At 35.3% G+C, this 25,893-nt stretch carries 17 protein-coding genes; 6 read left to right on the top strand and 11 right to left on the bottom strand.

All coding sequences use genetic code 11. From position 1 onward, the window contains the following. Positions 1 to 222: 222 nt before the first annotated feature. On the top strand, positions 223 to 1,857 hold the full coding sequence (locus tag ABH942_RS09070; RefSeq protein ID WP_370031246.1) for a helix-turn-helix domain-containing protein: 1,635 nt from the start codon (positions 223 to 225) through the stop codon (positions 1,855 to 1,857). 22 nt (positions 1,858 to 1,879) lie between these two features. Here ABH942_RS09070 and ABH942_RS09065 read toward each other — a convergent pair whose 3' ends face one another. From ABH942_RS09065 to ABH942_RS09030, 8 genes are all read right to left on the bottom strand, one after another. Then, complete coding sequence (locus ABH942_RS09065; protein ID WP_370031243.1) at positions 1,880 to 2,998, bottom strand: sensor histidine kinase; 1,119 nt, start codon at positions 2,996 to 2,998, stop codon at positions 1,880 to 1,882. Between the two features lie 767 nt (positions 2,999 to 3,765). Beyond that, entirely contained in the window at positions 3,766 to 4,743 is a 978-nt protein-coding gene (locus tag ABH942_RS09060; RefSeq protein ID WP_370031241.1) for an NAD-dependent epimerase/dehydratase family protein, read from the bottom strand. Beyond that, positions 4,740 to 5,561 (bottom strand): SDR family NAD(P)-dependent oxidoreductase, encoded by an 822-nt coding sequence (locus ABH942_RS09055; RefSeq protein WP_370031239.1) that lies wholly within the window; start codon positions 5,559 to 5,561, stop codon positions 4,740 to 4,742. The genes ABH942_RS09060 and ABH942_RS09055 overlap by 4 nt, the downstream gene beginning before the upstream one ends. A gap of 140 nt (positions 5,562 to 5,701) precedes the next feature. Then, on the bottom strand, positions 5,702 to 6,814 hold the full coding sequence (locus tag ABH942_RS09050) for a helix-turn-helix domain-containing protein (RefSeq protein ID WP_370031237.1): 1,113 nt from the start codon (positions 6,812 to 6,814) through the stop codon (positions 5,702 to 5,704). Positions 6,815 to 6,850: 36 nt separating this feature from the next. Then, positions 6,851 to 8,050, bottom strand: a complete 1,200-nt coding sequence (locus ABH942_RS09045) for a patatin-like phospholipase family protein (protein ID WP_370031235.1) — start codon at positions 8,048 to 8,050, stop codon at positions 6,851 to 6,853. Positions 8,051 to 8,307: 257 nt separating this feature from the next. After that, the gene (locus ABH942_RS09040) at positions 8,308 to 9,210 is read right to left on the bottom strand and encodes a glycerophosphodiester phosphodiesterase family protein (protein ID WP_370031233.1); all 903 of its coding nucleotides are present in this window, start codon (positions 9,208 to 9,210) and stop codon (positions 8,308 to 8,310) included. A 74-nt stretch (positions 9,211 to 9,284) separates the two neighbouring features. Continuing rightward, the gene (locus ABH942_RS09035) at positions 9,285 to 12,077 is read right to left on the bottom strand and encodes a T9SS type A sorting domain-containing protein (protein WP_370031231.1); all 2,793 of its coding nucleotides are present in this window, start codon (positions 12,075 to 12,077) and stop codon (positions 9,285 to 9,287) included. Positions 12,078 to 12,202: 125 nt separating this feature from the next. Then, positions 12,203 to 13,177, bottom strand: coding sequence for a DUF4421 family protein (locus ABH942_RS09030; RefSeq protein WP_370031228.1), 975 nt, complete (start codon positions 13,175 to 13,177; stop codon positions 12,203 to 12,205). Positions 13,178 to 13,292: 115 nt separating this feature from the next. On the opposite strand from ABH942_RS09030, the gene ABH942_RS09025 reads away from it, so the two are divergent. Continuing rightward, positions 13,293 to 13,643, top strand: a complete 351-nt coding sequence (locus ABH942_RS09025; protein WP_370031225.1) for a DUF2200 domain-containing protein — start codon at positions 13,293 to 13,295, stop codon at positions 13,641 to 13,643. 103 nt (positions 13,644 to 13,746) lie between these two features. Here the strand turns inward: ABH942_RS09025 and ABH942_RS09020 are convergent, their stop codons facing one another. Then, on the bottom strand, positions 13,747 to 14,832 hold the full coding sequence (locus ABH942_RS09020) for a helix-turn-helix domain-containing protein (protein ID WP_370031224.1): 1,086 nt from the start codon (positions 14,830 to 14,832) through the stop codon (positions 13,747 to 13,749). Positions 14,833 to 15,426: 594 nt separating this feature from the next. Here ABH942_RS09020 and ABH942_RS09015 point away from each other — a divergent pair. Further along, entirely contained in the window at positions 15,427 to 16,437 is a 1,011-nt protein-coding gene (locus ABH942_RS09015) for an META domain-containing protein (RefSeq protein WP_370031222.1), read from the top strand. A 57-nt stretch (positions 16,438 to 16,494) separates the two neighbouring features. Here ABH942_RS09015 and ABH942_RS09010 read toward each other — a convergent pair whose 3' ends face one another. Continuing rightward, entirely contained in the window at positions 16,495 to 18,189 is a 1,695-nt protein-coding gene (locus ABH942_RS09010; protein WP_370031220.1) for a hypothetical protein, read from the bottom strand. 239 nt (positions 18,190 to 18,428) lie between these two features. Further along, positions 18,429 to 21,017 carry a two-component regulator propeller domain-containing protein gene (locus tag ABH942_RS09005; protein ID WP_370031218.1) on the bottom strand — a complete coding sequence of 863 codons (2,589 nt, stop codon included), beginning with the start codon at positions 21,015 to 21,017 and terminating at the stop codon, positions 18,429 to 18,431. A 290-nt stretch (positions 21,018 to 21,307) separates the two neighbouring features. On the opposite strand from ABH942_RS09005, the gene ABH942_RS09000 reads away from it, so the two are divergent. From ABH942_RS09000 to ABH942_RS08990, 3 genes are read left to right on the top strand one after another with little or no spacing between them, the layout of a single operon-like run. After that, on the top strand, positions 21,308 to 21,913 hold the full coding sequence (locus tag ABH942_RS09000) for a flavin reductase family protein (RefSeq protein WP_370031217.1): 606 nt from the start codon (positions 21,308 to 21,310) through the stop codon (positions 21,911 to 21,913). Positions 21,914 to 21,917: 4 nt separating this feature from the next. Next, positions 21,918 to 24,215, top strand: coding sequence for an FAD-dependent monooxygenase (locus tag ABH942_RS08995; protein ID WP_370031215.1), 2,298 nt, complete (start codon positions 21,918 to 21,920; stop codon positions 24,213 to 24,215). A gap of 40 nt (positions 24,216 to 24,255) precedes the next feature. Then, positions 24,256 to 25,869, top strand: coding sequence for an AMP-binding protein (locus ABH942_RS08990; protein WP_370031213.1), 1,614 nt, complete (start codon positions 24,256 to 24,258; stop codon positions 25,867 to 25,869). Positions 25,870 to 25,893: the final 24 nt, after the last annotated feature.

Here is a 25,893-nt window from a genome sequence, read left to right as displayed (position 1 = left end):
ATTTTAAGTCAAAAAACTACGCAAGTAAATGCATGTATGTAATCATTTCGGAATATATCACACTAAAACATTCAATTAAATAACTGATTATAAAACAATTAAACTATAAAATATAAAATTATGGTTTTCACAGACGTCTTTTCTATAAATAACAAAAATAATATTAAGAGTAAGGCGTATATTACAAACAATTAAATTTGTGGTACTCAATTTTTAAAAATTATGAAAAGAATATTTTCGGTTTTCATCCTTCTCTGCTTGTTTACTACTGTACTCAACGCCCAATTAAATGAAAAGGATATCGACAAATTATTAAAGGATGCAGGATATACTTTAGACTTTGTTGACAATCAGAAAGGCTTAAAAATTATACTAAAAGCAAGAGAAGCATCCAAGCATATAGGATATAAAGAAGGAATGCTAAAAAGCGGAAGTATGTTAACCGTTTTTTATATGCGTGAGGATAATTACAAAAAAGTAATTGAGACTAGTAGGGAAATGGAACCACTGGCATTGGAACTCAAAAATTATACTGTACTCACAGATTTATATAGAATGATGGCACTTGCGCACGGACAATTGGGATTGAGCAAAGCAAGTTATGAAAAATATCAAGCTGCCCTAAAGGCCTCAAAAAAAATACAGCAGAAAAATACGCGTCATTACAAAACATCTCTCATTTACGGAAATATGATAACCTATTTTGATCGTATGGACGACAATTATTCTCAAGATAGTATTTTACATTACCTGAAAAGAAGTTTAGAAGAGATAAAACAAATTGATGACAACAGTCCGGATACTAAACTTAATGACAAATATGATATACTCGCCGGTACAAACTCAAATATCGGCATGTTCTATATAAATCAACATAAACCACAAAGAGTAGATCTGGCAGAAAAATATTTTTTGGATGCTATAGCCATATACGATAATAAAAAATACAAGCTCATGGCGATAAACAGAGTGCTATTATCAAATTCTTTTGGTCGATTCTTCCAAGCAAAAAAAGACTATAATAACACTATAAAATATGCAACCAATGCTTTAGAATTAGAAAGAAAAGCTAATTCACCTTACATGCGTAAAGAGGCTTATGAAATGCTTGCAAACTCTTATCTTGAAATAGACAACAAAAACCTGTCAAAAAAGTATATGCAATTGTATACCCATATAAACGACAGTATTAACGCGTCTCAAAATGCAAGTATTGAAGCACCTGTAAATCAAATCGTTTTGCAGGAAAAAAAGAAGCATACTATTATGATAGTAATTATTTCTAGTTGCATTCTTGTCGTTATAGCCTTTGCTGTAAGGCTATTCTGGAAAAGAAAGAACAGAATTTTACACGAAAACTATGAAAACTTAATTGAAAAACTGAAGGCCGAAAAAAAATCTAGCGTTTTTACTGAAGAAGAAAATTATAGCAAGACTTTATCAGATAAGCCGCTTGCCATTACAGAGGAAACTGCCGATGCCCTACTCTTGAAATTGGAGAAGTTTGAAAAATCTAAAAACGTCATTAAAAAGGAAGTTAGTCTTACCTGGTTGGCCAATCATCTGAATACCAATACACGATATCTCTCTGAAGTTATAAAAAAATATAAAGGAAAATCATTTAATAATTATATCAATGGCTTAAGGATAAACTATATCCTAGAATTGCTTTATGAAGAACCCAAACACAGAGAATATAAAATAAGTTATCTTGCAGAGTTATGCGGTTTTTCGTCAAGAGAGGTATTTACTACGATATTTAAAAAAGAAACAGGTATATCTCCTTCCTATTTCATCGATCATTTAAAAAACGACATCAACATAATTGACGAACAGGAAGTAGATAAAGTTATTTAGAAAACCATCTTACCGGTAGTGATTAAGCCACAATCTTTGAAGGTGTTCTTTCTCTATCAATTGAGCCAGATGGAACACCATAACTGAAAATAGTACCGCCCGTATTGCGGTTTTCAGCCCAAATCCGTCCACCAAGTCTTATTATAAAATCTTTACTAAACGAAAGTGCAATACCTGCACCTTGATGTGTTGAACCCGCTTTATTGCTTATAGAAAACAGTTTTTTTATTTGATTATCTGATAGTCCTGGTCCTTCATCTTTTACAGAAATTATAATTTCGTTCCCGGTTTTGAAGGCATCTATAGCAATCGTTTTGCCTTTTGGAGAAAATTTTAATGCATTCGACAACAGGTTTCTGTTTACGAATTGCAGCATTTCTCTGTCAGATGTAGCTACAATACCATCGGGTATATTATTAATAACCGCAATGCCTTTTTCATTGAGTTGCACATTGTAGCCGGCAATAGCTTCGTCAAGTAGCGAACGGATATTTACGGTTTCCAAATTGATTTTGAATTCTCCAAGTTGGCGCTTGATCCATTGCAAGGTAGCATCAAAATTTTCCAAGGTTACTGAAATATCGTTGCTTATGGCCATATAAAAAGATTCTTTTTCTGATTGGGTAAGTAGTTCCGTATTTCGTTCTAGCAATCGCATCATATAAAGCGTTGAAATTAGAGGTGAACGGAAATCATGCGCCAGTATAGAAACCAGGTTCGATTTAACTGCATCAGCTTTCGATAAGGAAATGTTTTTATTTTCGATGATCTCATATAATGCCGCTTTCTTTTTATATTCATTTCTGATTTTTTTATAAGCACAGAACAAGAACAATAGCAAAATACCGCAGATTACCGAAAAGGGAATCAATATCATGATGGTCTGTCGTGATGCTTTCTGCGATCGTTCAAGATTTCTATTGTTTTCCTGTAACTGGTTATAATGCACGTAATAATCGGATGTAGCATTGGAAGTAATAGCTGTTGTACCGGCAAGAGGAACTTCTGATAAAATACCTCTGTTATTAGCAACGACCTCCAACTGGGTAGAACCATTAGGTATTCCTGTTCCAATCCCAACCTGTCCATAAGCGCTATAAACTCCTATAACAAATAATAAGGTTAGAAATTTGTTATTCATCACTGATTTTTTAAGGTTAAGTTTGTCGATTTGTTAATTCTAATAATTAATACCTAAAAACTCTTTAAAGCAGAATTTGTTAGGAATGATACCTTAAACAACAATTAAGAATGAGATTGCTTGATTTCAAATTATAAAAGAACATTCTCAAACAAAGATGATAAGGTTGATAGATAAGAGGTGTACTAAAATAAAAACCCAGGGGGACAGGAATTTAATTACTAGTTGCCCAAAAGGTTTTACGTTTATTGGCGCATCCTCTATCAGGAACATTTCTGCAATTATATACCCATTTTGCGACGGGTAACAACGGCTTTAAGTTTCAATATTGTTATAGGCTAAATAATAATACTATGTTGGGCATGAATTAGTTTCAATATAAGGTTGTTTCATTCTGTGGAGCCTGTTTAGGTCTAACTACGGGATGTTACCTTACAAAGAAAAAAAACAAGACGAATAAAAAACAAAAACGATAGACGCATATATACACGTGTAGTATTTTTTTTATAAGAAATTGAATATTAGGTGTTTGTGTTAAATATATATAGTAAAAACTATTTAAATCAAATGATATACGGAAGTAAAAGGCCTCTGTTTAAGTATGCCCGTGTAGTTAAAAAATTTACTTTTTAAGTATAGTCTGATAAATGAATAAAAAAGTAGAGAGGATAAAAGGCAAAGAATGCATTTATGCTTAGCGGCTCTGTGTCTTTGCGAGTAATTATTTTCACGTAAAGACACAGAGCCGCTAAGTTTGAGCAATAATTTTACTTCAGTATATTTTCCGACTTAAAATAGGACACAGCATCGTGTATCGCATCCTCTATAGGACGATATTGGATTCCAAGATATTTAACTGACTTTTTATTGGTAAAAAAATTGTCCTGACACAGAATACGCATATTAGTCAGGCTCATACTTGTTTCCAATCCGAAGAACCTTGCACAGTTACCTCCATAACCTAACAGATGAAGCAGCCATTTAGGAAGGCCTATCATAATTGGGCGTTGTTCAGAGTGCTCACTAAGCAATTTAAAAAAAGCCTTATAAGTCAGGTTGTTATTTGCTAAAAGATACTTTTCTCCGTTTTTTCCTTTTTGAATACAGGCAATAATTCCTCTCGAAACGTCTTTGACATCTACAAAGTTTTTCCCTCCCGGCGGATAAAACAGGATACGCTTTTTCCATCCCATCAGAATTATTTTACCGGAACTGGGTTTTGTATCATAAGCGCCAAGCATAAATGTCGGGTTTACGATAATTACGTCCATATTTTCTTTGTTCTCTAACAGGAAATTCTCTGCTTCCAGTTTGCTTTTGGCGTAATACGATTCCTTAAACGGAAAACGTACGGCTTTATCTTCAGAACCCAATTCAAAAAAATCGCTGTGCCCTACTGTGTTTGCTGAACTTACAAAAACAAACTTCTTGACTGATCCGGATTCAAGCGCAGACTGGAACAAACTTACCGTAGCCTCACAATTTGTTTTTTGATAATCGGAATAGCGTAATAAATCCTGCCTGGTTTCGGCCGCAATATGGATAACTATACCACATCCTTTCATGTAAGGAGCTAAGTCATCAAACAAATTTCCTTTTATTAATTCCAAATAAGTATGCTGTTCTCCTTTATAATTATCCGGATTGCGTACTAATGCCTTAACCTGCCAGCCAAGAGAAAGCATTTCATGTATTAAGTTTGTTCCCAACAAACCATTGGCACCCGTAACAAAAACTGTTTTCATACTTCTACACTTAGTTCCCTTTTAATCGATCGGGTCAATAGTGGCAATTTTATCCAGATTGGAAGAATAACAAGCATAAGCCAGCTCATTCTATTGACCATAATTACTGTATCTCGTTTTAGCAATTGCTGGATACAATATTTTGCTACAGCATCCGGATTAAGAAGCGTTAGTTTTCCTAAAAACCCTTGCTTTTCAATTCGTCGGGTAATCTCAGGACTTGTTTTCATCGCACCCGGATTCACAACACTGACAAAAACATTAGTGTTTTTCAATTCTTCACATAATCCTCTGGAAAAAGAATGCACAAAGGCTTTAGAAGCGGGATAAACCGTTTTATAACCAATAGGGCAAAATGCCGCCATACTGGATACATTCAGTATATAAGCCTTTTCTGCTTTTTTCAGATTTGGAAGCAATTGATGGGTCAGCAGTGAAGTGGCCATTACATTTACCTGGATAATTTTGCTGATATATTCTGCCGAGGCTTCATCAAATCTCCTACTGCCACCGGTTCCTGCATTATTAATTAGCATAAACACTGAAAAATTAGCATTGACCCAAGCAGCAAAATCCAGTACATTTTCTTTGACAGACAAATCGGTTTCGTAATAAAAAACGGGTATGCCATATTGTTCTGAAATTTCTGATGACAATTCCAAAAGTTCTTGCCCTGGAAGGCTCATCAAAATAAGTGGAATATTATTTTTAGCCAGTTCATAGGCAAAAGCCCTTCCCAAACCCTGGCTGGCTCCGGTAACGACAGCATATTCTGTTTCATTGCCATGTGCAGCTGTTTCGTTATTCTTTTGTAGCATGATTATCTTTTTTCTGTCAAAAGTATACTCTAGCTACTGCTAAAATGTTTAGATTTATAGAAGCGAACTCTTTTTTTGAGTAAAACGGATATCTTATAAAGTGCTATAAAACAAGTGCTTAAAAAGCAAAAAGTTCGGTTTTATAAATCGGAACTCTTTTTTTTAAATTCTGAAGGTGTAAGGTCAGTAAATTTTTTAAAAGTGATATTGAACGACGTCTTGGAATTAAAACCCGACTCAAAGGCAATTCCTAAAATAGACAGGTTATTGTTTTTGCTATCGCCCAGCAATTGTTTTGCTTTTTCAATTCTATACTTGTTGATAAACTGGAAGAAGTTTTCATTAAATCCTGTGTTGATAACATAAGAAAGTTGGTGTGGAGTCACTCCCATCAATCGGGATAGCTTTATCAAATTCAGATCCCCGTCAAGATACGGTGCTTCGGATTCCATAATTACCAACAGTTTTTGTTTTATAAGTTCGGTTTCTTCTTCGCCAAGCAATCTGAACTTTTGAGGTTCACTGGTTTTACTTTCTTCATCTAGCAAAAAAATACTTTCTGCTTGTTGTGGCTCTATAGGATAAACTTCTTCTTGTTTTAACGAATAATAAGCAATAAAATAAATTGCTATCAGGAAAGCGAAATTCATGTATATACTTGGCCTTTCAGCAATGAATATGATGTTATATATTGTGATTATAATTCCGGAACCTAATATTATATAGGCAATATATTTTAGCCAGTTTAGGCTTATCGGGTAAGTATCTGAAGAAAATTGCTGGATTTTTTTCTGATGACGGTTGATTATTTCACAGGAATAAAGCGCATAAAACAAACTCTGAATGAGCATGATGACTGTAAGCCATGTCGTAAGGCTGTTTTTATCAGCCTTGTCATAAAAAAACGATAGTGACAATAGAACCAAAAACAAAAATGCCAGTGGAAGGTGTTTTACTTCTTTAAGAGAAAATGAGAATGTAGGATTTGTAAAATGAACAACACTATAATAAAATGTGAGTGGAGTAAAAAATTGCAGAAAATTCAAAACAAATGAAAATGACCTACTAACAGATTGTATTTCCAGAATATCCAGCGCTTCATCGATCCAAAAAGTGCCCCACAAAAATAAAAACAATCCCAACCATATATTCGCCTTTTTATTGACTTTTAACGGATTGAAAAGCACCAGCATAGTCAATAAGGCAAAACCTCCTAATAGGAAAATTACAATTAACCGGTCAATATATATCATTGATAATTAGGGCTTTTAGGTTGTTATGTAGTAAGATTACGATTTCCAATCGCTTATGCCATCATTATATTTAACGTGTCCAAAGCTAGGCAGCAGCTCATTTTCTCTGGTAATGGAATATTCTATAGGCTGGTTAGGTATTTTGCCTTCTTTCCAGTTGACATAACATTCTTCTAATTTTTGGATTTCTTCATCTTTTGTCAGGTTCATATCCATACCATATAGCGTATTCAGCAGTTTCTCAACTTCCGGAAGTGTATTTTTATCGGTATGGATCATAGGCGAAAGCCTTATAAACCGTTTCAACTGGGCTGAATTTAGTCCATTTTTATAATCTTCACCAAATAGAAACATCAACGCTACATAATTAGACCAGTCTGGTGGTTCATATAATATTGTTTTTGCCTGGTTTACAATCGACATCTTAAAGAATTGCAATTGCGGTTTCCATAACCAGAATTTATATTTTTTATGACGTTGTTCTATAGTTGTCTGCTTGATGTCGTAAAACTTCTTTTTATCATCATTCGACATTGATTTATTTGAAGTTCCTAAAGAAACTAAAGTGATGGAATCTTTTGGCACTCCGGATTTTATAGCTTCAATGACTCCTGCAGCAATCGGGTTGTTAAATCCTCCCAAGGCTCCGTCCCATAATTCAAAAAACACTTCTGAGTTTTTGGCTTTGAAACGGGCCGGAAAATCAAAATATTGTATAGGTGCATTTGAAGAGCCGTGAATGGCTTGCGTTAGCTTTACCGAATCATAGTAAGGCCCGCTACCATACGACCGGAAGAATTTTGCCCTATTATTCAAGGCATCGTAGGTACAGACAATCAGTTTTAAATCCGGTTTTCCAATAAAACCAGGAAGTTCGTTCATTTGTCTTTTAGCCGATTCTACAAACAACTTCTGAAAAGCCTTTCCTTTTCTTTTGGAACTGTATTTAGGGCCTATGCTCTTGATATAATCAACCGGGAAAAAACGTTCCCAAAACGAGTTCTTGCTAAAAATTTTTTCTCTGATTTTTTGCTCTTTAAATAAAGCAACGGCTTTGTCTAAAGACCAATCTTCTACCAAAGCGGCCAAGATGATACTCCCGCCAGAATTAGCAATTACCATATCAAATTCTTTGAGAATTGCATGGCCTGTCATATCAGGATATCTGTCTTTTAAGGTAAGTAATTGCAATAAAGACCAGCTTCCGCCTCCATCGAGTGATAGTATTTTATACATCTTGGTAGTTTATGAGCCTCTAATTTAGCTATAAAAATAAACGCTTTTCTTTATTGAATCAAAAATTAGCGAAAAATAATGTTGTGTACCGTGTCTTTGTAAGCAATTATTTTCACGGAAAGGCGCTGAGTAGCGAAACATTAAATGTAAAAATATATTCTGGCGTAAAATTTCAAATAGTTAAGTAGAATTAGCTAACGCAAAAGAATTTATCCTAAATGTAAATAAATGATAATAAGTAATTTAAATACTTTTATTTAAAGTTTTTTTATTACTTTTTCAGGATAATCAGTAATGATGCCATCCACTTTTAATTCAATCATTTTGTTGATATCTTTTTCCTCATTTACTGTCCATGGAATCAAACGCATGTTCATTGTTCTTATTGAATCTACCAAAGCTCGATTGACTTGCTCATAATGTGGACTGTAAATTTGAGGCTTAAAGTCTAACTTTGCTAAATTCTTTGCAAGTCCCCTATCGCCTGCTAAAAAAGCAATGGTTATATCAGGATATTTTTTATGCAACACATTTAGTATTGCCGGATCAAAAGACTGGATATTACTCCTATTCTGTATTCCTTTTTTCTTTATAATCTCCATAACCATAGCAACAAAAATATCCGGTTGTGGTTGGGATTTGCCATATTGGTCTGCTCCTGACTTGATTTCTATATTATAACGTATGGGTTTGTTTGGTCTATGTTTAGCAGTATAAACTTCAATATCATCGATCATTTCTGAAAATAATGGCTTATAGGCTTTGAATTTTTGCTGTTCAGGAAAATGCGTATTTCCTTTTGAACCGATATCAAACTTTCGAATGCTATCGTATGTCATATTATATAAATTATATGACTTCTCTTTATCACGAGGAATAGGCATGCCGTTGGGCAGTGATACATATTCAGACGACATAAAAGGCTCATGTGAAACCACCACTTTTTGATCTCCGGAAATAACCACATCAAGTTCAATAACATCAGCGCCTTTGTCTACGGCACTGCGGAAAGCTTCAAGGCTGTTTTCTGGAAAATGACCTCTATCACCACGATGGCCTTGAACCTCAATGCCAGATAGTTTTGCTGGAACCGTATGGGTAGTTTTACAGGAAGCAACAGCTAATAGTGCGGCGAGAAGAAACGCAGGGTATTTTTTCATTTTTTTGCAATATATGTTGTAAAAAGACGGTGACCTTCCTTACAAATATACAATTTTACCCTTATTTTGCTTTATTAGTACTTTATAAACTTGCGGGTTGCAATTCCTTCATCTGAATAAATCTTGACAACGTAGTTTCCTGAAGCCAAATTCGATATGTCAAATACTATGGAGTTGTCGTTATTGTTGGATAACATCATTACAGGTTGTCCCATCATGTTATAGATGGCAACAGATTTCATTTGCAGTTCCTCTTTGTTCGTAATGGTCAGGATGTCTTTTGCCGGATTTGGAAAAATTGTAAATCGGCTTGAAAATTCATGATCCTTATCTCCAAGCGATTCAATTGTGGTTACAGCTCTTTCCGTCATGACAGGCAGGTTAAAATCAAAATAAATGCTGGCGCCATTGCTAAAACTATCACCTGGTGATAAAGACGACTTTGTTTTGATTTTAAAAGCGATATATCCATCATTAATATGATCATAAAAAGGAAGATTGATGTCTTTAAAAACAAATTCAATCATATTGGTATTACTAATTTTAGTGTTAAAACTATGACTGCTTTCTATTGGTGTAAGGCTTCTTATATCGAAACGATCCAGATCGATAAGATCTTTTACTACAATATTTTTCGCAACATAGTTGCCTGTATTTTCAAATCGGATAATATAATGCACATATTCTCCTATGAATGAAGAAGAAACCGTAAGTCCCTGCAGACAGGTTTTATCATTCGGATCAAAAGAATTGACTATAGTCTGGCGTAAAACAGCACTATTGTCTTCCGGAACAGCATCTAATAAAGAAGAAGTTATAGCAACTTTATAATTAAGAATGTTACCGTTATTGAGTGACGGCATATCAGTTGGAGAATTTAATCTAAAATGTAAAGGAATAGTGCGCGATTCAAAAGGTTTTAAGTTAGTAAAAGACCAGGATAAACGTCCCGTATCTTGTAATGTTTCTGATAGTGAGCGCGGTTCTGGACGTACTGCAGTATCAAACCGTAACTCAATGTCACCCGACTGTATATTGGTTCCTTTATTTCTATATGAGATCGCATAATCAGCTACATATCCAGGTACAGCATCATTTAAAGGTAATATAGAAATTTCCAAATCAGAGTACTCTCCATTATTTTTCAGACAAAAAATCTGTTCCAAAGGCGCTTGTTGCTCAGAAAAAGTATAAGTGACACTGGGAGGCGTAACCTCAAAATAATTAGGATTAGCCAGTAATGGAATAATAGTAGTATTTCCATCTAGTAATGGCAGGTTATATTGCCCGTTCTTATCAGAAAAATATATTGTTTCTGTTGTTCCCTGGATTACTTTATAGCCTGCAAAAGAGGCGACAATATCCTCTGAATCACAACCATTTTTATTAAAGTCAAAATTAGTTTTGCTTCTTACAATGTTAAATCGGCCGCCTGGTGCAAAAGTACAGTATGAATTGACTTCACATTCAAATCCATATATTGCCACAAGTTGTCTCTTTATTGCATTTATTTCATTTTCATCGGCACAAATATAACGAAGACGCGGTGCGTTCCGCAGGGATTCTTCTAAAGATACTGCATTGTATTTACCATTCTTTACAAAAAGTGAAGTAAGTGACGGGTTTGATCCAAAACTAAGCCTTTCGACGCCCGGGCATTGGGAAATATCCAAAGATTGCAATCTGTTGCCATTAAAGCTAACCGATTGTAGTCCTTCATCTGCTACTACAGTTAAGGCATTTGTAAGCCCATAGTTATTGCAAGATAAGGATACGAGTCTTTCAAAACCGCGCACGTCCAATAAAGCCAAAGGATTACTCCTAAAGTTAAGTCCGTTGGCACTCAGTTCCGGGCTACTATAAATCCTAAGACTTTCCAACTGATTATTGGCAAGACTTAACTCTCTTATTAATGGACAGGAAACCGTTAACGACAATAGCTTATTATTGTCTGCAATCAAACTTACCAACTCCGGATAATCGATCAGGTCATTAAACGAAACCACTCTATTATTCTGCATCAATACTCGCTTTAGTTTAGTTAGTCCTCTAAGATCCAAAGCTGTTAAGATATTATTTGAACAATTAAGTTCTTCTAAAGCCGTTTGAGCTAACAAATTCAGTTGTGTCAATCGATTGTTATGGCAATATAGTTTTTTGATCGAATTTCCTGCTAATTGTAGTGATCCCAATTGGTTGTTATGGCATTCCAGATTGTGAAGTCTGGTCTGCCTGCTTAGATCAAGAGTTGTTAGTTGGTTAAAAGAACATTCTAAATCCTGGAGACGCCAACAGTCTGAAAGTTCTATATTAGTAAGAGAATTAAAGGAACAATAAAAATACTCTAAATTAGGAGAATTGTTCACATTTACCGAAACCAAATTATTATGCTGGCTGTCAATAAAATTTAAGCTTGGATTATCCAATATCAAATTCTCCAATCGGTTATTGGCACAATAAAGACTGTACAATTTTGGACATGGAGTCAGGTCTAATGAAGTAATTTTATTATCTGTACACTGTAAAAAAGTTAATAAAGGCAAATCTGATGTAGGAACAGAAAGTAATTGGTTATTATTACAGATTAGAGTTGTAATTGCCTCAAAATATTCAATACCGCTAAGATCAGAAATAACAGCAAAAGATACATTCAGATAACTGACAGCCAGAGCTTCAGCAACTTCAATCTCCCCATTCCTATTAGTATCAATACGAATATATTGTCCCTGCCGATTTTTGGCAATCTCATTACTGACATCAGCTGCCAGCAATTTAGCCTTAAAATTAGCATCGGGTATATAAAGCCCTTGACCTTGTATGCTTTGCCAAAGGCAGAACAACAGGAAGGCATAATATAACTTTTTCATGGGGGTATATTTGCACACTGTAAATATATCTTAAAAAAATCATAAAAAAACATATTTTAAAAAGTTAACATATAGATTTTTTAACAATTTATACAGCATGCAATCATTTCGATTGCGAAATCTATTTATTTCTTCTCAAATAAACTGTTAATACGTTTTGGTGCCTTAAAGCGATATCCTATATAAAATTCCAGAAATTGCTGCTGATCTTCTACATGGATTAAAGTATCGGAACTATAAGAAAATGAATTCAGGCTTGTAGCCGCTCCTGCAAAAAAGTGTTCTGAATTATAGCCTGCCGTTAACCGGAATTGAGCCTGAAAGGACAAACTTTCTGAAATTTCATGTGGTGTACCATCATTGTAAACAGTTTTCGTACTGTTAAATCCCAATCCACTATAAGCTCCAGCTGATACAAGAAATTTATCCCGTATGATCCAATTGTAATAATATCCCGGTCCAATAGCTATATCAAAAATATTGTCCTTGCTTGGATTGTTGTTTTTGATCTGCGTAAAATAATAACTAATGCTGGGTACAAAACTGCCGGCACTTCTTTGCTGCCATTCACTTTGCAGGAAAATTGTCCGGAATGAAAAATCAGGATTGAAGATATAGGATGTGCTTCCTCCTATTTTCTGTACCTGAAAATGGGGAAACAAAATGTTTTGTTCCGATCCAACATCATTCCCATCTATATAAAAGCCTTTAGTCCTGGCATATTGAAGTTCTTGCATCCATGACCCGAGGTAGAGCCGTGTTCCAAAATTATAAAACTTTGTATGCCCTTTGATAGCATCATCTTTATTAAAACGGAGAAATTCAGGAGTATATCCCAAATCTATTTCAATGAATTTATAAATAAGTGTTAGTGTTGAGCGTAACCGCTGATTGGGAGACAAAGTAAAATCTAACCGGCTTGTTTTATCTTTAATACGAAAGGAATTAAAGCTGTTACTAAGTCCCAGCCGCAACTTAATATAGTCGTCATATTTTTCTATACTCCTTTGGGCTTTTTGAGTAGAAAGCGTATCAGCTATTTGTGCCTGACAAAAAAACGTATAGAAAACAATAAAGAATATGGCGTATTTTTTTACCATTTGCTTCGTCTCTTCTTTTGATGCAATATACTAAATTAACGTCTGATAAATTAAGTCGGTTTTTTATATTACCAGTATTTTGTAATTTGCAACTAACTAACAAATAGCCTTAATAATGAATAACACCAGAGTATTTAGGATGTCTTTTGCTGGCGTTTATCCGCATTATATCCATAAAGTAGAAAAAAAAGGACGTACCAAAGAAGAATTAGATACCGTTATTTTTTGGCTAACAGGATATGATAAGCAAAGTTTGCAGCAAGTAATCGACCAGAAAACAGATTTGGAAACATTTTTTGCTGAGGCTCCACAAATTAACCCTAATGTTTCTAAAATCACAGGAGTCATCTGCGGTTACCGTGTTGAAGATATTGAAGATAAACTTATGCAGCAGATTCGCTACATGGATAAACTGGTAGATGAATTGGCCAAAGGAAAAGCAATGGAAAAGATTTTAAGACAATAACTAATACAATAAGGTCAATAGCGATTGCTATGCCTTTCGAATTTTTCCACTATCAACTATCCACTATCAACTATCAACTATCAACTATCCACTTAAAAAGAATTTACTTCAAGCCATTTCTATATTCCGACGGTGTTTGCTGTGTCATCTTTTTAAAGATTGTATTAAAAGAAGTCTTGGAATTAAATCCCGATTCATAGGCAATACCCAATAAAGAGAATCGGTTCTTCTTTTCTGACAACAGCTTTTGGGCCTGCCTTACCCTATAACCATTTACAAACTGAAAGAAATTTTCATCAAATCCCTGATTAATCAAATACGACAGCTGGTGCGCACTGATACCCAATAATCCCGCTAGTTTGATCAGATTAAGCTCACCATCCAGATAGGGTTTTTCCGTTTCCATCAAAAATGTCAGCTTCTGCTTCAGATTTTCTAATTCAGCGTCAGAAAGCAATTTCTTCTTTCCTTCCGATTCTCCATCTTTTGCTTCTATTTCCAAAAGCTCTTTCCGTTGCGCTTCATCCAACGGATAAATTTCTTTCTGTCGTAACGAATAATAGGATGTTAGGTATACAATTACCAAAAACAGCAAGTCCATCACCATATGTTCGTGCCGTTTTTCAATAAATATATTATACAACTCATAACCTTCTGTAATAATTATGGTTACAAACAATAAAGAAGTGACCTTAATTAGCCATTGCAGGCTGATATTTTCTGTATTAGAAGAAATCGTTTCTATTCTTCTTTGGTGGCGACGTATTTTAAAATAGACAATAGCAATATAAGGCAGATTGTGCGAAATAGGAATCATGCTATAAACTATACCATGCGGCGGATCAAACATCAAGACAATATAGATGATCGGTAAAATCAGGCAAGCCAGATCTGCTTTTTTGAAAACATAATTTGGATTGATAAAGAAAACTACGCTGAAATACAGGAATAGCGGTGTGAAAATCTGTAGAAAACTAACCGCCTGAGTCAATATGGCTCCAACTTGCAGGCCACACAAGGCAGTAATATCAAAAAGCCAGAAGCTGGACCAAAGAAACAAAAATAGCCCAAAAAACAGGTTGGCTCTTTTGTTTACATTCATTGGATTGACCAATACAATAAACGACTGCAGGACCAAGCTGCCGTATAATAGTACGACGATAAATTTTTGCAATTCTGCAGCAGGCATTTTTAAGGCTTTTAGATGAGTAAAAATAATGATTATTGAAGTAGGCTTATGAAAAAAGCTTCGTTTTTTTATAGTCAGAAAGAGTTAAAAACGAGAAAGAATATGTGATTCAATTATTAATATTATTAGTTAATCTATTTTTTTTAACATGAATTGAATTTTATATTTTATCTTTTTCTAAAAATAAAATTTATTTGTTACATTTGTAACATGAATATTTTTAATTCTGAAAAAGCGAGATATCATAGTGGTAACACTATTTTTAGCTTAAAATTTATGTGTGGCAAACGGACATAAACACTAAAAGCCATTTAAGGCACATTATATGTTGTATCAGGCAAAATAACTCTCCCACTAACGCCCCGACAACATTTTTTATTTTATCAGTATAATTCTAATAATTGTGAAAACGGCTTTTTGACATAAGTTTTTAACTAAATGACAAAGCCCTTGGAGCTTTTTCCAAATTGCTCTAGCTTATTGACGCCATTTTTAGTACAATATTAACCCGGATTATTTGAATGTATTAAAACATTGGCTCGGTTTATGCCTACAAACAGTAACAAATTAATAATCTCATAAAAAATTAAAAAAATGAAACTACAGTTTATACTACTATTCTTAGGTGCAAGTACTCTGGCCTTCGCACAAAAAACCATTACTATGAAAGTAAAAGAGAACACCGTTCCTTGTATGGGTGTGGCTCCTATGGATTGTATGCAGGTAAAAGAAGGCAATGCAAAACAATGGAGTAACTTTTACAGTACTATAGAAGGTTTTAATTACCAACCCGGATATGAATATAAATTAAAAGTAATCAAAACCAAAAGAGAGGGTAATATACCTATGGATGTTTCAGCCTATACCTACCGTTTAAAAAAATTAGTTTCCAAGAAACAAGTCAAAACAATAGATGCCGGTTATTTGAATAAAAAAATGGTTTTATCTCAAATAAACGGTAAAACCATGAGTAACGGTAAGGTGTATCTGACTATCGACAATACTAAAAATAGTATTTATGGAAAAAGCGGCTGTAACCGTTTTAACGCCGGTTATCAATTGAACGGCAACCAGATTCAAATAAACCTATTGATGGGTACTTTGATGGCCTGCGACCCGGAAAGCATGCAATTAGAACAAGAATTTAAAACTACAATCGAGAAGAAAAATTTCGAAATTCATACAGAAAAGAATACTGTACATTTTAAAGATCCAAAAACAAAAAAAGTAATCTTAACCTTTACTATTCCTACCGAAAATGAGCTGTGGGCATTTATTGATGGTAAAAAATGGAAACTGATACAAATGGACAATGTAGGTAAAGATTATGGCAAAGCAAATCTGCAATTTGATGTAAAAAGCAAAAAAGTATCCGGAAACAGCGGTTGCAATAACTTCTTTGGCTCTTATACTGCTACTGCTGACCAAATTACTTTCTCTGCCTTGGCTGGCACTAAAATGGCTTGCATAGATAAAGACGCTGCCAGTACTGAAACAAAAATGCGAAACTATCTTTCTGAGGCAACATTACGTTTTGACGTTGCCGAACAGACCCTCAACTTTTATAAAGGCGATAAGCTGGTAATGATGTTTGCAATACAATAAAAATAAAAACCGTCTCAACAATTGAGACGGTTTTTTTTAAAAAAACTCTATTAAAGTTTATTGGCTGCAATACAAATCGTCAGCAGTAAGGGCATGAGTAAATCCGTTAGAATGTGAAAAGTTTATTTTATATGGATTTTCAGCATTAATGTGAAGATTCATTACGGATAATGCTTTTTGCCTGTTACGTTTTTTCCCATTTGTTATCTTAGGACCTAGTATAGAGGTTATGTTGAGCTCCAAGCAACCACTATTATTAGCAGCCGGATTATAAATAGCTCCAATACTTTTGATTGTTTTGTATCCCATTATACCATGTTTATATTTGTTTATAACTTTTGATTTCCCAATAAAAGTTCTTTTTAGTTGTGAAACAAGTTTATATTTTTTCCCATTTGCATGACCTTTATAAGTCGGGAATTTATAGTTTTCCCTCATACATGGATTACCGTAAGGAATATTTCCTTTAGTTAACACCTTACCTGTTACACCACACATCATACCATTTACTGTAGCAGTAACTGTTAGATATGTCATTTTGCAAGGCATAGTGTAGGTATGGGTTATGGAAGGTCCGGCTGTTTCACTTGTTCCATCACCAAAATTCCATAAGACTTTACCTTCCCCAATCGGACAATCCTCTGTTTGAGGAATGGAAAATATCCAGGTAGCTTGTGACGAACTGGCATTATCTTTAATAGCTATTATAGTGAATGGACAGCTATTATCAATATCAACCGCATCAAAGGATGAGCAAGAATTTCCTTGCAGCAGTTCTATTGAAGATAAAAGGCTAACATTAAAAATATTAGTTTCTGCTACTGGTATTCGTATAAAAAAATGAGTTGAAAATGGCACCACATATCCATAATTTTGATCTTGAAACGTCAACGAAATAGGATAAAATGAGCCATCATCTCCAGTAGGACTAAACTCTAATCCATCCAAATCTCCAAAAGCACTAGAAAGATAAAAGATATTTAACGGAAGACCTGCATCTAATGGTTTAATGCTTTGGTATGAAATTTTATAAAAATTCCATTCTTCAGTACATTTAACAAAGTTACTGTTTATGACTACTTCATATCCGCAACCGTTCTTACTTTTCACCTCTACTTTACCTGGCCCCACTTTACCTCTATTTTCAGAAATAGTTTCAAGATCATAATTTGCATCATCACAGGTATTTACATTCTGCATATTATTATTAATAAAAATAGAATGCATCACACTAGTAGAATTTGTCTTTGAAGCATTAAAAAATGCCAATAGATTTTCATAATTAGAGCATGAAAAGGGAATGCTCTGAATAAGACAACCCGAATCCCAGATATAAAGTCTATCACCAATAATAATCATTCCATCCTGATTAAGTAGTGTTTCCAAAATAGGATCAAGCGTAAATTTAGTTTCATCAAAAGTAGGATCATCCGGAATAATGCCATCGTCCATATCTTCTGCTTTTTTTCGCAACGAATAAAAGTTATTCGCAGTTTCATAGTCAACCAATACCTGTTCTTCTTGATTGCCGTTCTCATATTGCTGATACAGTTGCAAATGTGCCTGCTGCAGCTCAGCCAGCGAATTAAAACGCAGAACTCTCTTACCATTACAGATTATATTTTTAGATCCTGTTTCACGGGCAGCCAACTGCTCCTCGTCACTAAAAATTTCGTCCTTATGGCAGGATACATAAGCCAAGGAAGAAAGAAATACTAAAATCAATCCAATGTTTTTTAATTTTTTTCTCATTTTTTTACAATTTAAGTTAATGAATGGTTTGGGTTTCGTTTGTGCCTGTCATCCATTTAATAGAGAAAAACCTTTATGAGGAATTCACCTACATCATGAATTAAAGCTGAGACAAAACTATTCTTAACAAAATCATAAAATGTTTATTTTTAGCTATTTGTGACGTTTTAGTATCAAAATAGTGACCAACAAAAAAGGGGCTGGGACGAATTATTGGATTCTTGTGATGATTTTTTTGTTTAAAAAACAAGATTGTCAATTGCATCATTGTAGGATGCACTTACAGGAAGCTTTTCTCCGTTTATAATCACTTCTGTCTTGGATTTGGTATCTACCTTATCAATCCTCACAATATACGAACGATGGATTCTCAAGTATTCCAACGAATCTGGTGTCTCGTCAATAAAATCTCCTATTTTGCAGCGTACTACATAGGTCTTGTTTTCGGTTACCAGTTCTATATAATTGCCGGATGATTTTACATATAAAATCGTATCTGTTTTTATACGGATATCTCTTCCAGCTTCTTTAAAAACAAAATAGTTTTCTTTTCTTTTTATTTTTCTAACCAAAATGCGGAGCAGTTCCCGCGTAATGTCTTTGTTATAGGAGAGTACCCGAAGCTTGAAAAAGAAATAAACAATGCAGAGCAAAACAACAACAGACAATATGACGAACCAGATTTCTTTCCAGAAAGGCGCTTTTATATGGATAGGAATTTCCAGAAAACTTGCATTTTGCATGACATTAGGATCTTTCGCAGCAATTTTAAACACATAATCACCATGCGGAAGTGAAGAAAAAGTAACTTTCCTGTTTTTGGTACTGTACCATTTTTTATCTAGCCCTTCTAATTTGTAGTTATACACAAGTCTGCCTTCATTTTTTAGCGATACGGCTTCAAAATTAAATTCGATCCTATTTTCGTCATAAGACAAGCCACTTAAATATTCAGGACTTGTTTCTTTTTCATTTACAAGTACTTGCTTCAGCCTTAAAAGATAGTCTGTATTTTTTTTTGAACCCTCAAATAATTCTTTCGGTGCATAAGCCAATCCTTTCTTTGACGCAATCCAAACTCTGTCATTTATGATTTCTACATCGCTGATCCCATCATTAAGTAATCCGTGGGAACTCTTTAATCCGGTGAGCTTAAATTTTCCATCAGTGCCGAATGTGATTTTATTCAATCCGGAATTTGTACAAATCCAGATTTCATTTTCATTTTCTATATGTACTTCATTAACAATGTCACTAAATAGGCCATCCTTTTTGGTAATGGAGGTTACCTTTTCAGTGGTCTTATCATAAATAATAAGCCCTTGCCCCAAAGAAGCAAAATAAAGCTCGTTTCGTTTTTCATTATAATCAATATCGTCAATCCTGTTGCCAAAAAGCTTGTTCTGGCTTTTGAGTGCTTTTAATTTTCCATCAGGAGTATAAACATATACACCTTGCGGAGTGCCAATATAAATATCATCTTTCCAATAACAAGCATCATGAGCCCTGAATGGAAGTTTGATGAGTCGTTCTGGTTGACTTCCATTTAAATCAACCTGATAAATCCCGCCTAGTTGAGAAACAAGTATTCCTTTTTCAGCAGATTCTGAGAATTTAAGGACATAAGCCTGGTAGGATTCTACTTTGGGCTGCTTTTTGTTTTTGATAAGTTGATTTTGATAAAATGATAAAGAATAACCTGTATGGGAATCATGCTCCATAAACGATCGTACCATATTATTTGAATTAAAATATACACTTGAATTATTATCGCGATCAATCTTTAAAATCCTACCATTGTCATAACCTACAAAAAGCTCATTATTCTTATTTTTAGTAAGAGAATAAATAGGAATATCGATACTGTTCTGTCTATAAACCCTAATCTTAGATTCTTTGATATAAAATACACCCGAATATAAAGTCGTGAACCAATATCCACCTTCCCTGTCGATTAAGAAATTAGTAACAGACTGATCCTTTAAAAATGAAGCTGTAATTTTCCCTTTTATATCAACAATACTACCACCGCCAAACAGATAACCGATAAAAAAATGAGAGCTGTCAATTGCCTTTATTACCAAGGGCTTGAAACTATTTTCTACTTTTGCAATCAGCTTTCCGTTCTTATCTCGTACCGATATATCGTATTCATTCCTGTAAACCAAATATTCAGAATCAGGAAGTTCGATAATTTCGATCTTTCCATCCCCACTAAATACATTTACCGACTGAGGACCTAGTTTAGATACATCGTCTGTGACATAATAAAACAATGTTTTATCATATTTTTCGTAAACAGAATAGCTGACTTCTCCATTTACATAAGAAGGAAAAGGTTTTTTTATATTTTCAACAATAACACCTTTATTATTGATAACCAGTCTCCCTATCTTAAAAATAGAACTTATGAATAGGTTTTCTTTTTTATCAAAATAAATATTTTGTATGGTCTGGTTGTGTTTTAATGTTTTAGTAAGGATAGAATTGTATTTATAGGGCTTAAAACCTTTAAAATCAGCATCAAAATAGAATAAAGTGTTGTCAAAAGTAGAACAATACACCCTACCATCTGGTTGCGGATAAAAGCTCAGGATTACATTAGACAGCAGTCCATCCTCAACTCCAAATGACCTGATTTCATAACCATTATAATTGGCTACGCCTCTATCAGTAGCGAACCAAACAATACCATTTTTATCCTGATATATATTATAGACCTGTAGGCTGGGCAAACCTTCATTGAGCCCAAATTCTTTGTAGATATATTCTTGTGAAAAAAGAAAATAGGGGATAAAAAATAATAAGAGTAGGATTTTTTGCTTCATTTTTTTGTGGTAGTTGGTTAAAAACAGAGCCGGAAAATCAAAGTTTTGTCGGTTTTTTCTTCTAACAATACTACCAATGAATTAACATACTTCCTTACGGATTTCCTCATTTATGTTAAAAAAAACCAAATAAAACATAAAACCATATAAAAACGCATGTTATTTAAAATTCATAATTCCAAATTAGTAATTATGAATTTTTACACTATTCCTAATTTTACCCTCTTAAAAATACATACCCTAAAAAATAATTCTAAAAATTTCCTTTAATTTGTACAAACGCAAATAAAATGGAATTCAATCCTGACGAACTCGATCAAAAAGCCATCTACAAACTCATCAGCGGAGCTGTTATTCCGAGGCCTATCGGATGGATATCCACCATTAGTGAAAACGGCATTCATAACCTTGCTCCATTCTCATTTTTTAATGTTGTAGGTGATGATCCGCCTCATGTAATGTTCGCAACAGCTCACTCAAATCAGCAGAAAAAAGATACTCTTGCCAATACATTAGCTACTGGACAATTTGTTGTAAACTTGGTTACCGAAGACATTGTAGAAGCCATGAATACTACCGCACAGACGGTACACGCAGATATTGATGAATTTGAACTTGCCGGCCTCACTCCCGTTTCTTGTGTTAAGGTAAGTCCGCCTAGAGTTAAAGAAAGTCCCATTTCTTTTGAATGTGAACTTGTCCATCATTATTCTCTTGAAGGACACAAATATGGTGGTGCTACTGTCGTAATTGGCAGGGTCGTGATGTTTCATTTTGACGAAAAGGTACTGCTCGACGATCATAAAATCAATATGGATACATACAAACCTGTTGCAAGGCTCGCAGGATCAAACTATTCCAAATTAGGTGAAATATTTGTAATTAAAAGACAGTAATAAAATGAAAATAACCGTAATTGGGGGCGGTCCCGGAGGACTCTATTTTTCTATACTTGCCAAAAAGGCCAATCCGGAGTTTCAGATTGACGTTTATGAACGCAACAAGGCAGATGATGCTTTTGGCTTTGGTGTGGTGTTTTCAGACGAGACATTGAGCGAATTTCTTTCTCGTGATCCAAAATCCTATGAACTAATCCGAAGCCGTTTTGCCTACTGGGATGATCTTGATATTGCACGCGATGGCCAAAAAGTCCGCATTACAGGAAACGGATTCTGCGGCTGTTCCCGAAAAACCTTACTGCAACTCCTACAGCAGAGATGTCGTGAAGAAGGCGTTGTTTTGCATTTTGAGCATGTCGTAGAAGACCTTGCACAATTTAAAGATTCTGATGTAATTGTAGCCAGCGATGGTATTAACAGTATATTCCGAGACAAACAAACTACTGATTTCGGTACCACTTCTGCATTGCAGAAAAACAAGTTCGTATGGATGGGCTCTACTCGTCCGTTAGATGCTTTTACTTATTTTTTCAGAAATACACCATATGGTCCTATTGTAGCCCATACGTACCAATATGAAGAAGGAAAAAGTACCTGGATATTTGAAACTTCGCCGGAAACCTGGAAAAAAGCAGGTTTCGTGACTGAAGACGAAACGGCTACTATACAAAAGCTATCTGAACTTTTCAAAGAAGAATTAGACGGGCATGGACTAATTTCAAACCGATCGCATTGGAGAAATTTTCCGGTTATCACGAATACCGTCTGGCATAAAGATAATATCGTACTTCTGGGCGATGCAAAAGCTACTGCACACTATTCCATTGGTTCGGGAACCAAATTGGCTATGGAATGTGCTATTGCACTGGCCGATGCCATCTCTGCCCATCCAAACGACATTCCACAGGCTTTCCACGCCTACGAGCAAAGTCGTCGTAAACGGGTAGAAATGATACAACATGCTGCTAAAGTATCGTTGGAGTGGTTTGAGGACATGGACAGACATATTCAGCAAGATTTTCTGCCGTTTGCCTTTGGTGTTATGACACGTTCTAAAAAAGTTACCTTCGAAAATCTTGCTATAAGAGATGCTTCTTTCACAGATGCTGTACTAAAAGATTTTAATAGCTCTATAGGCAATTCAGAAAGTAAGACACCGCCAGCCTTTACACCATATCAACTCCGCCAAATGCACCTGCAAAACAGAATTGTCATGGCTCCAATGGAACAATATGCGGCTCAGGACGGATTAGTTTCCGACTGGCATCTGGTACATTATGGAAGCCGCGCCATAGGCGGTGTGGGACTTATATTGACTGAATCTGTTGCAGTAAGCGAAGAAGGAAAAATTACTTTAGGTTGCCCGCTTATAAACTCTCAAAAACAAATAGATAGCTGGAAAAAAATAACTGATTTTGTTCATCAAAATAGCAAAAGTAAAATAGGAATACAGCTTGGGCATTCGGGCAGAAGAGGCGCTGTAAAACGTCCTTGGGAAGGTCATGATGTATCGATTGAAACTCCATGGAAGCTCCTCGCTCCTTCTCCAATATCGTATAACGATAAAATGCCGGTTCCAAAAGAAATGGATAGGCAGGATATGGAAAATGTTATTACGCAATTTCGCCATGCAGCAAAAAATGCAGAACTGGCCGGATTCGACATGATTGAATTGCAGGCTAATCACGGTTATTTACTGGCCTCATTCTTATCACCTCTAACAAATAACCGGAAAGATGAATATGGAGGAAATGTAACCAACAGGCTTAAATTTCCTCTGGAAGTATTCCGTGCTATACGGGAAAGTTTTGATGTGAATCGTCCTATTTCTGTAAGGATTTCAGCAAACGATTGGGCAGAAGGCGGCATTACTTCTGAGGATGTATTGGAAATAGCAAAAGCATTTCAACAGGCCGGAGCCGATTGTATTGACGTATCCTCGGGATATACTGTAAATTATCAGAAGCCCGCTTATGGAAGAATGTACCAGACTCCATTTTCGGATGCCATACGTAACTCTATAGATGTTCCGGTCATTACCGCCGGAGCCATACAAGATATTGACCAGATTAATACTATCATCCTCAACAGAAGAGCTGATTTGGTAGCTTTGGGAAGGCCGTTATTGCTTGATCCTGGTTTTGTAAGGAATGCTCAGGCTTATGAACAGTATCCTTCACAAGATATTCCGAATGCTTATGAAGCAGGAATATCACATCTTTATCCTTATAAATTAAGCGAACGAAAAGCTGCTGAAGGAATGAAGAAAGCGTTGAAACCGGAAAGCCATAAAAGATAGTTTATAGTTGACAATTGATAATTTGAAATTCGTAATTAAAATGTACCTAGATAATTTCGCACAAAAGCACCTGCCTTCTCAAAAACTGCAACCGGAGTATATCTACGATCACCCGGATTTTCAGTTTCCGGAGGATCTTAACTGCGTAGAAAAACTATTAGACTCTCACATCAAAGAAGGTCGTGGGCATCATATTGCCATGCGTACTTTTGAAAAAAACTGGACGTATCAGGATTTATACGAAAAGGCCAATCAGATTGCCCATGTGCTAGTTGAAGATTTAGGCTTGGTTTCTGGCAATCGTGTACTGATACGAGCTGCCAACAACCCAATGTTTGTGGCTTGCTGGTTTGCTGTGCTCAAAGCAGGCGGTATTGTAGTAGCAACTATGCCTTTACTACGTGAAAAAGAACTTGAAGTCATGATTGACAGTGCTGAAATATCACATGCTTTTTGCGATTATCGTTTGGAAGAAGCATTAGCTGCCGTAAAATCGTCTTTTCTAAAGCAGGTTATTACGTTTGACGGTACTGAACAAGGCATGTCAAAGCTTGAAACGCTAATGCACAACAAACCTAAGGAATTCCAGAACTTCCCAACAAAAGCCGGTTCAGTTGCCCTTATTGGTTTTACTTCCGGAACTACCGGAAACCCTAAAATGACTTCGCATTATCACAAAGACATACTCCTAATTTGCGAAGCTTTTCCTAAGTATTCTTTACAGCCTGTTCCTGAAGATATTTTTACAGGCAGTCCGCCTTTAGGTTTTACCTTTGGTTTGGGAGGTCTTGTTCTCTTTCCGTTTTATTTCGGAGCTTCAACATTTCTTATTGAAAAACCAAGTCCGGAACTATTACTGGAAGCCATACAAAATCATAAGGTTTCTATCGTATTCACCGCTCCAACAGCTTGGAGGGTGTTGACTACCAAAGTAGCAGATTATGATATTTCGTCACTACGTAAATGCGTTTCTGCCGGTGAAACCTTACCTGAAAAAGTCTGGGAAGACTGGTATGAAGCTACTGGCTTAAAAATAATAGACGGTATTGGAGCAACAGAAATGCTACATATTTTCATATCATCAAACGAAGAGAATATGAAAAAAGGTGCTACAGGTCTGCCAATACGAGGTTATGAAGCCCGAATCGTAGACCGTAAAGGCAACGAATTAGAAGCTAATGAGCCTGGAAGGTTAGCCGTTAGAGGAATTACCGGTTGCAAATACCTGAACCGGACTGACAAACAAAAAGAATATGTACAAGATGGTTGGAACCTTACCGGCGACATCTTCCGTAAGGATGAAGACGGTTACTATTGGTTTGTAGCCCGTGGCGATGATATGATTATTTCTTCGGGATACAACATTGCAGCCATAGAAGTTGAAAGCGTATTGCTCAAACACGATGATATATCAGAATGTGCTGTAGTAGGACTTCCCGATGAAAACAGAGGCATGCTCGTATGTGCCTATATTGTCCTGGCAGATAAATCCAAGGCTTGTGATGAATATGTAAAGACGTTACAGGACTGGTTTAAAGAAAATGCAGCTCCTTATAAATATCCAAGAGAAATCCGTTTTTTGGAACAGCTTCCAAAGACAGAAACAGGAAAAATACAGCGATATAAATTAAAGGCTTTTGGCAAGGGAAATTGAGTAAAATTCACTAATATTATCCTT

Source organism: Flavobacterium sp. 28YEA47A (assembly GCF_041262125.1).
In the GTDB taxonomy this organism is placed as follows: domain Bacteria; phylum Bacteroidota; class Bacteroidia; order Flavobacteriales; family Flavobacteriaceae; genus Flavobacterium.
This window is presented reverse-complemented; position numbering and strand designations above follow the sequence as displayed.

Excerpts from the sequence above, each read along its gene's own strand:
- ABH942_RS09070 (WP_370031246.1), top strand. The coding sequence starts at position 223 with ATGAAAAGAATATTTTCGGTTTTCATCCTTCTCTGCTTGTTTACTACT.
- ABH942_RS09065 (WP_370031243.1), bottom strand. The coding sequence starts at position 2,998 with ATGAATAACAAATTTCTAACCTTATTATTTGTTATAGGAGTTTATAGC.
- ABH942_RS09060 (WP_370031241.1), bottom strand. The coding sequence starts at position 4,743 with ATGAAAACAGTTTTTGTTACGGGTGCCAATGGTTTGTTGGGAACAAAC.
- ABH942_RS09055 (WP_370031239.1), bottom strand. The coding sequence starts at position 5,561 with ATGCTACAAAAGAATAACGAAACAGCTGCACATGGCAATGAAACAGAA.
- ABH942_RS09050 (WP_370031237.1), bottom strand. The coding sequence starts at position 6,814 with ATGATATATATTGACCGGTTAATTGTAATTTTCCTATTAGGAGGTTTT.
- ABH942_RS09045 (WP_370031235.1), bottom strand. The coding sequence starts at position 8,050 with ATGTATAAAATACTATCACTCGATGGAGGCGGAAGCTGGTCTTTATTG.
- ABH942_RS09040 (WP_370031233.1), bottom strand. The coding sequence starts at position 9,210 with ATGAAAAAATACCCTGCGTTTCTTCTCGCCGCACTATTAGCTGTTGCT.
- ABH942_RS09035 (WP_370031231.1), bottom strand. The coding sequence starts at position 12,077 with ATGAAAAAGTTATATTATGCCTTCCTGTTGTTCTGCCTTTGGCAAAGC.
- ABH942_RS09030 (WP_370031228.1), bottom strand. The coding sequence starts at position 13,177 with ATGGTAAAAAAATACGCCATATTCTTTATTGTTTTCTATACGTTTTTT.
- ABH942_RS09025 (WP_370031225.1), top strand. The coding sequence starts at position 13,293 with ATGAATAACACCAGAGTATTTAGGATGTCTTTTGCTGGCGTTTATCCG.
- ABH942_RS09020 (WP_370031224.1), bottom strand. The coding sequence starts at position 14,832 with ATGCCTGCTGCAGAATTGCAAAAATTTATCGTCGTACTATTATACGGC.
- ABH942_RS09015 (WP_370031222.1), top strand. The coding sequence starts at position 15,427 with ATGAAACTACAGTTTATACTACTATTCTTAGGTGCAAGTACTCTGGCC.
- ABH942_RS09010 (WP_370031220.1), bottom strand. The coding sequence starts at position 18,189 with ATGAGAAAAAAATTAAAAAACATTGGATTGATTTTAGTATTTCTTTCT.
- ABH942_RS09005 (WP_370031218.1), bottom strand. The coding sequence starts at position 21,017 with ATGAAGCAAAAAATCCTACTCTTATTATTTTTTATCCCCTATTTTCTT.
- ABH942_RS09000 (WP_370031217.1), top strand. The coding sequence starts at position 21,308 with ATGGAATTCAATCCTGACGAACTCGATCAAAAAGCCATCTACAAACTC.
- ABH942_RS08995 (WP_370031215.1), top strand. The coding sequence starts at position 21,918 with ATGAAAATAACCGTAATTGGGGGCGGTCCCGGAGGACTCTATTTTTCT.
- ABH942_RS08990 (WP_370031213.1), top strand. The coding sequence starts at position 24,256 with ATGTACCTAGATAATTTCGCACAAAAGCACCTGCCTTCTCAAAAACTG.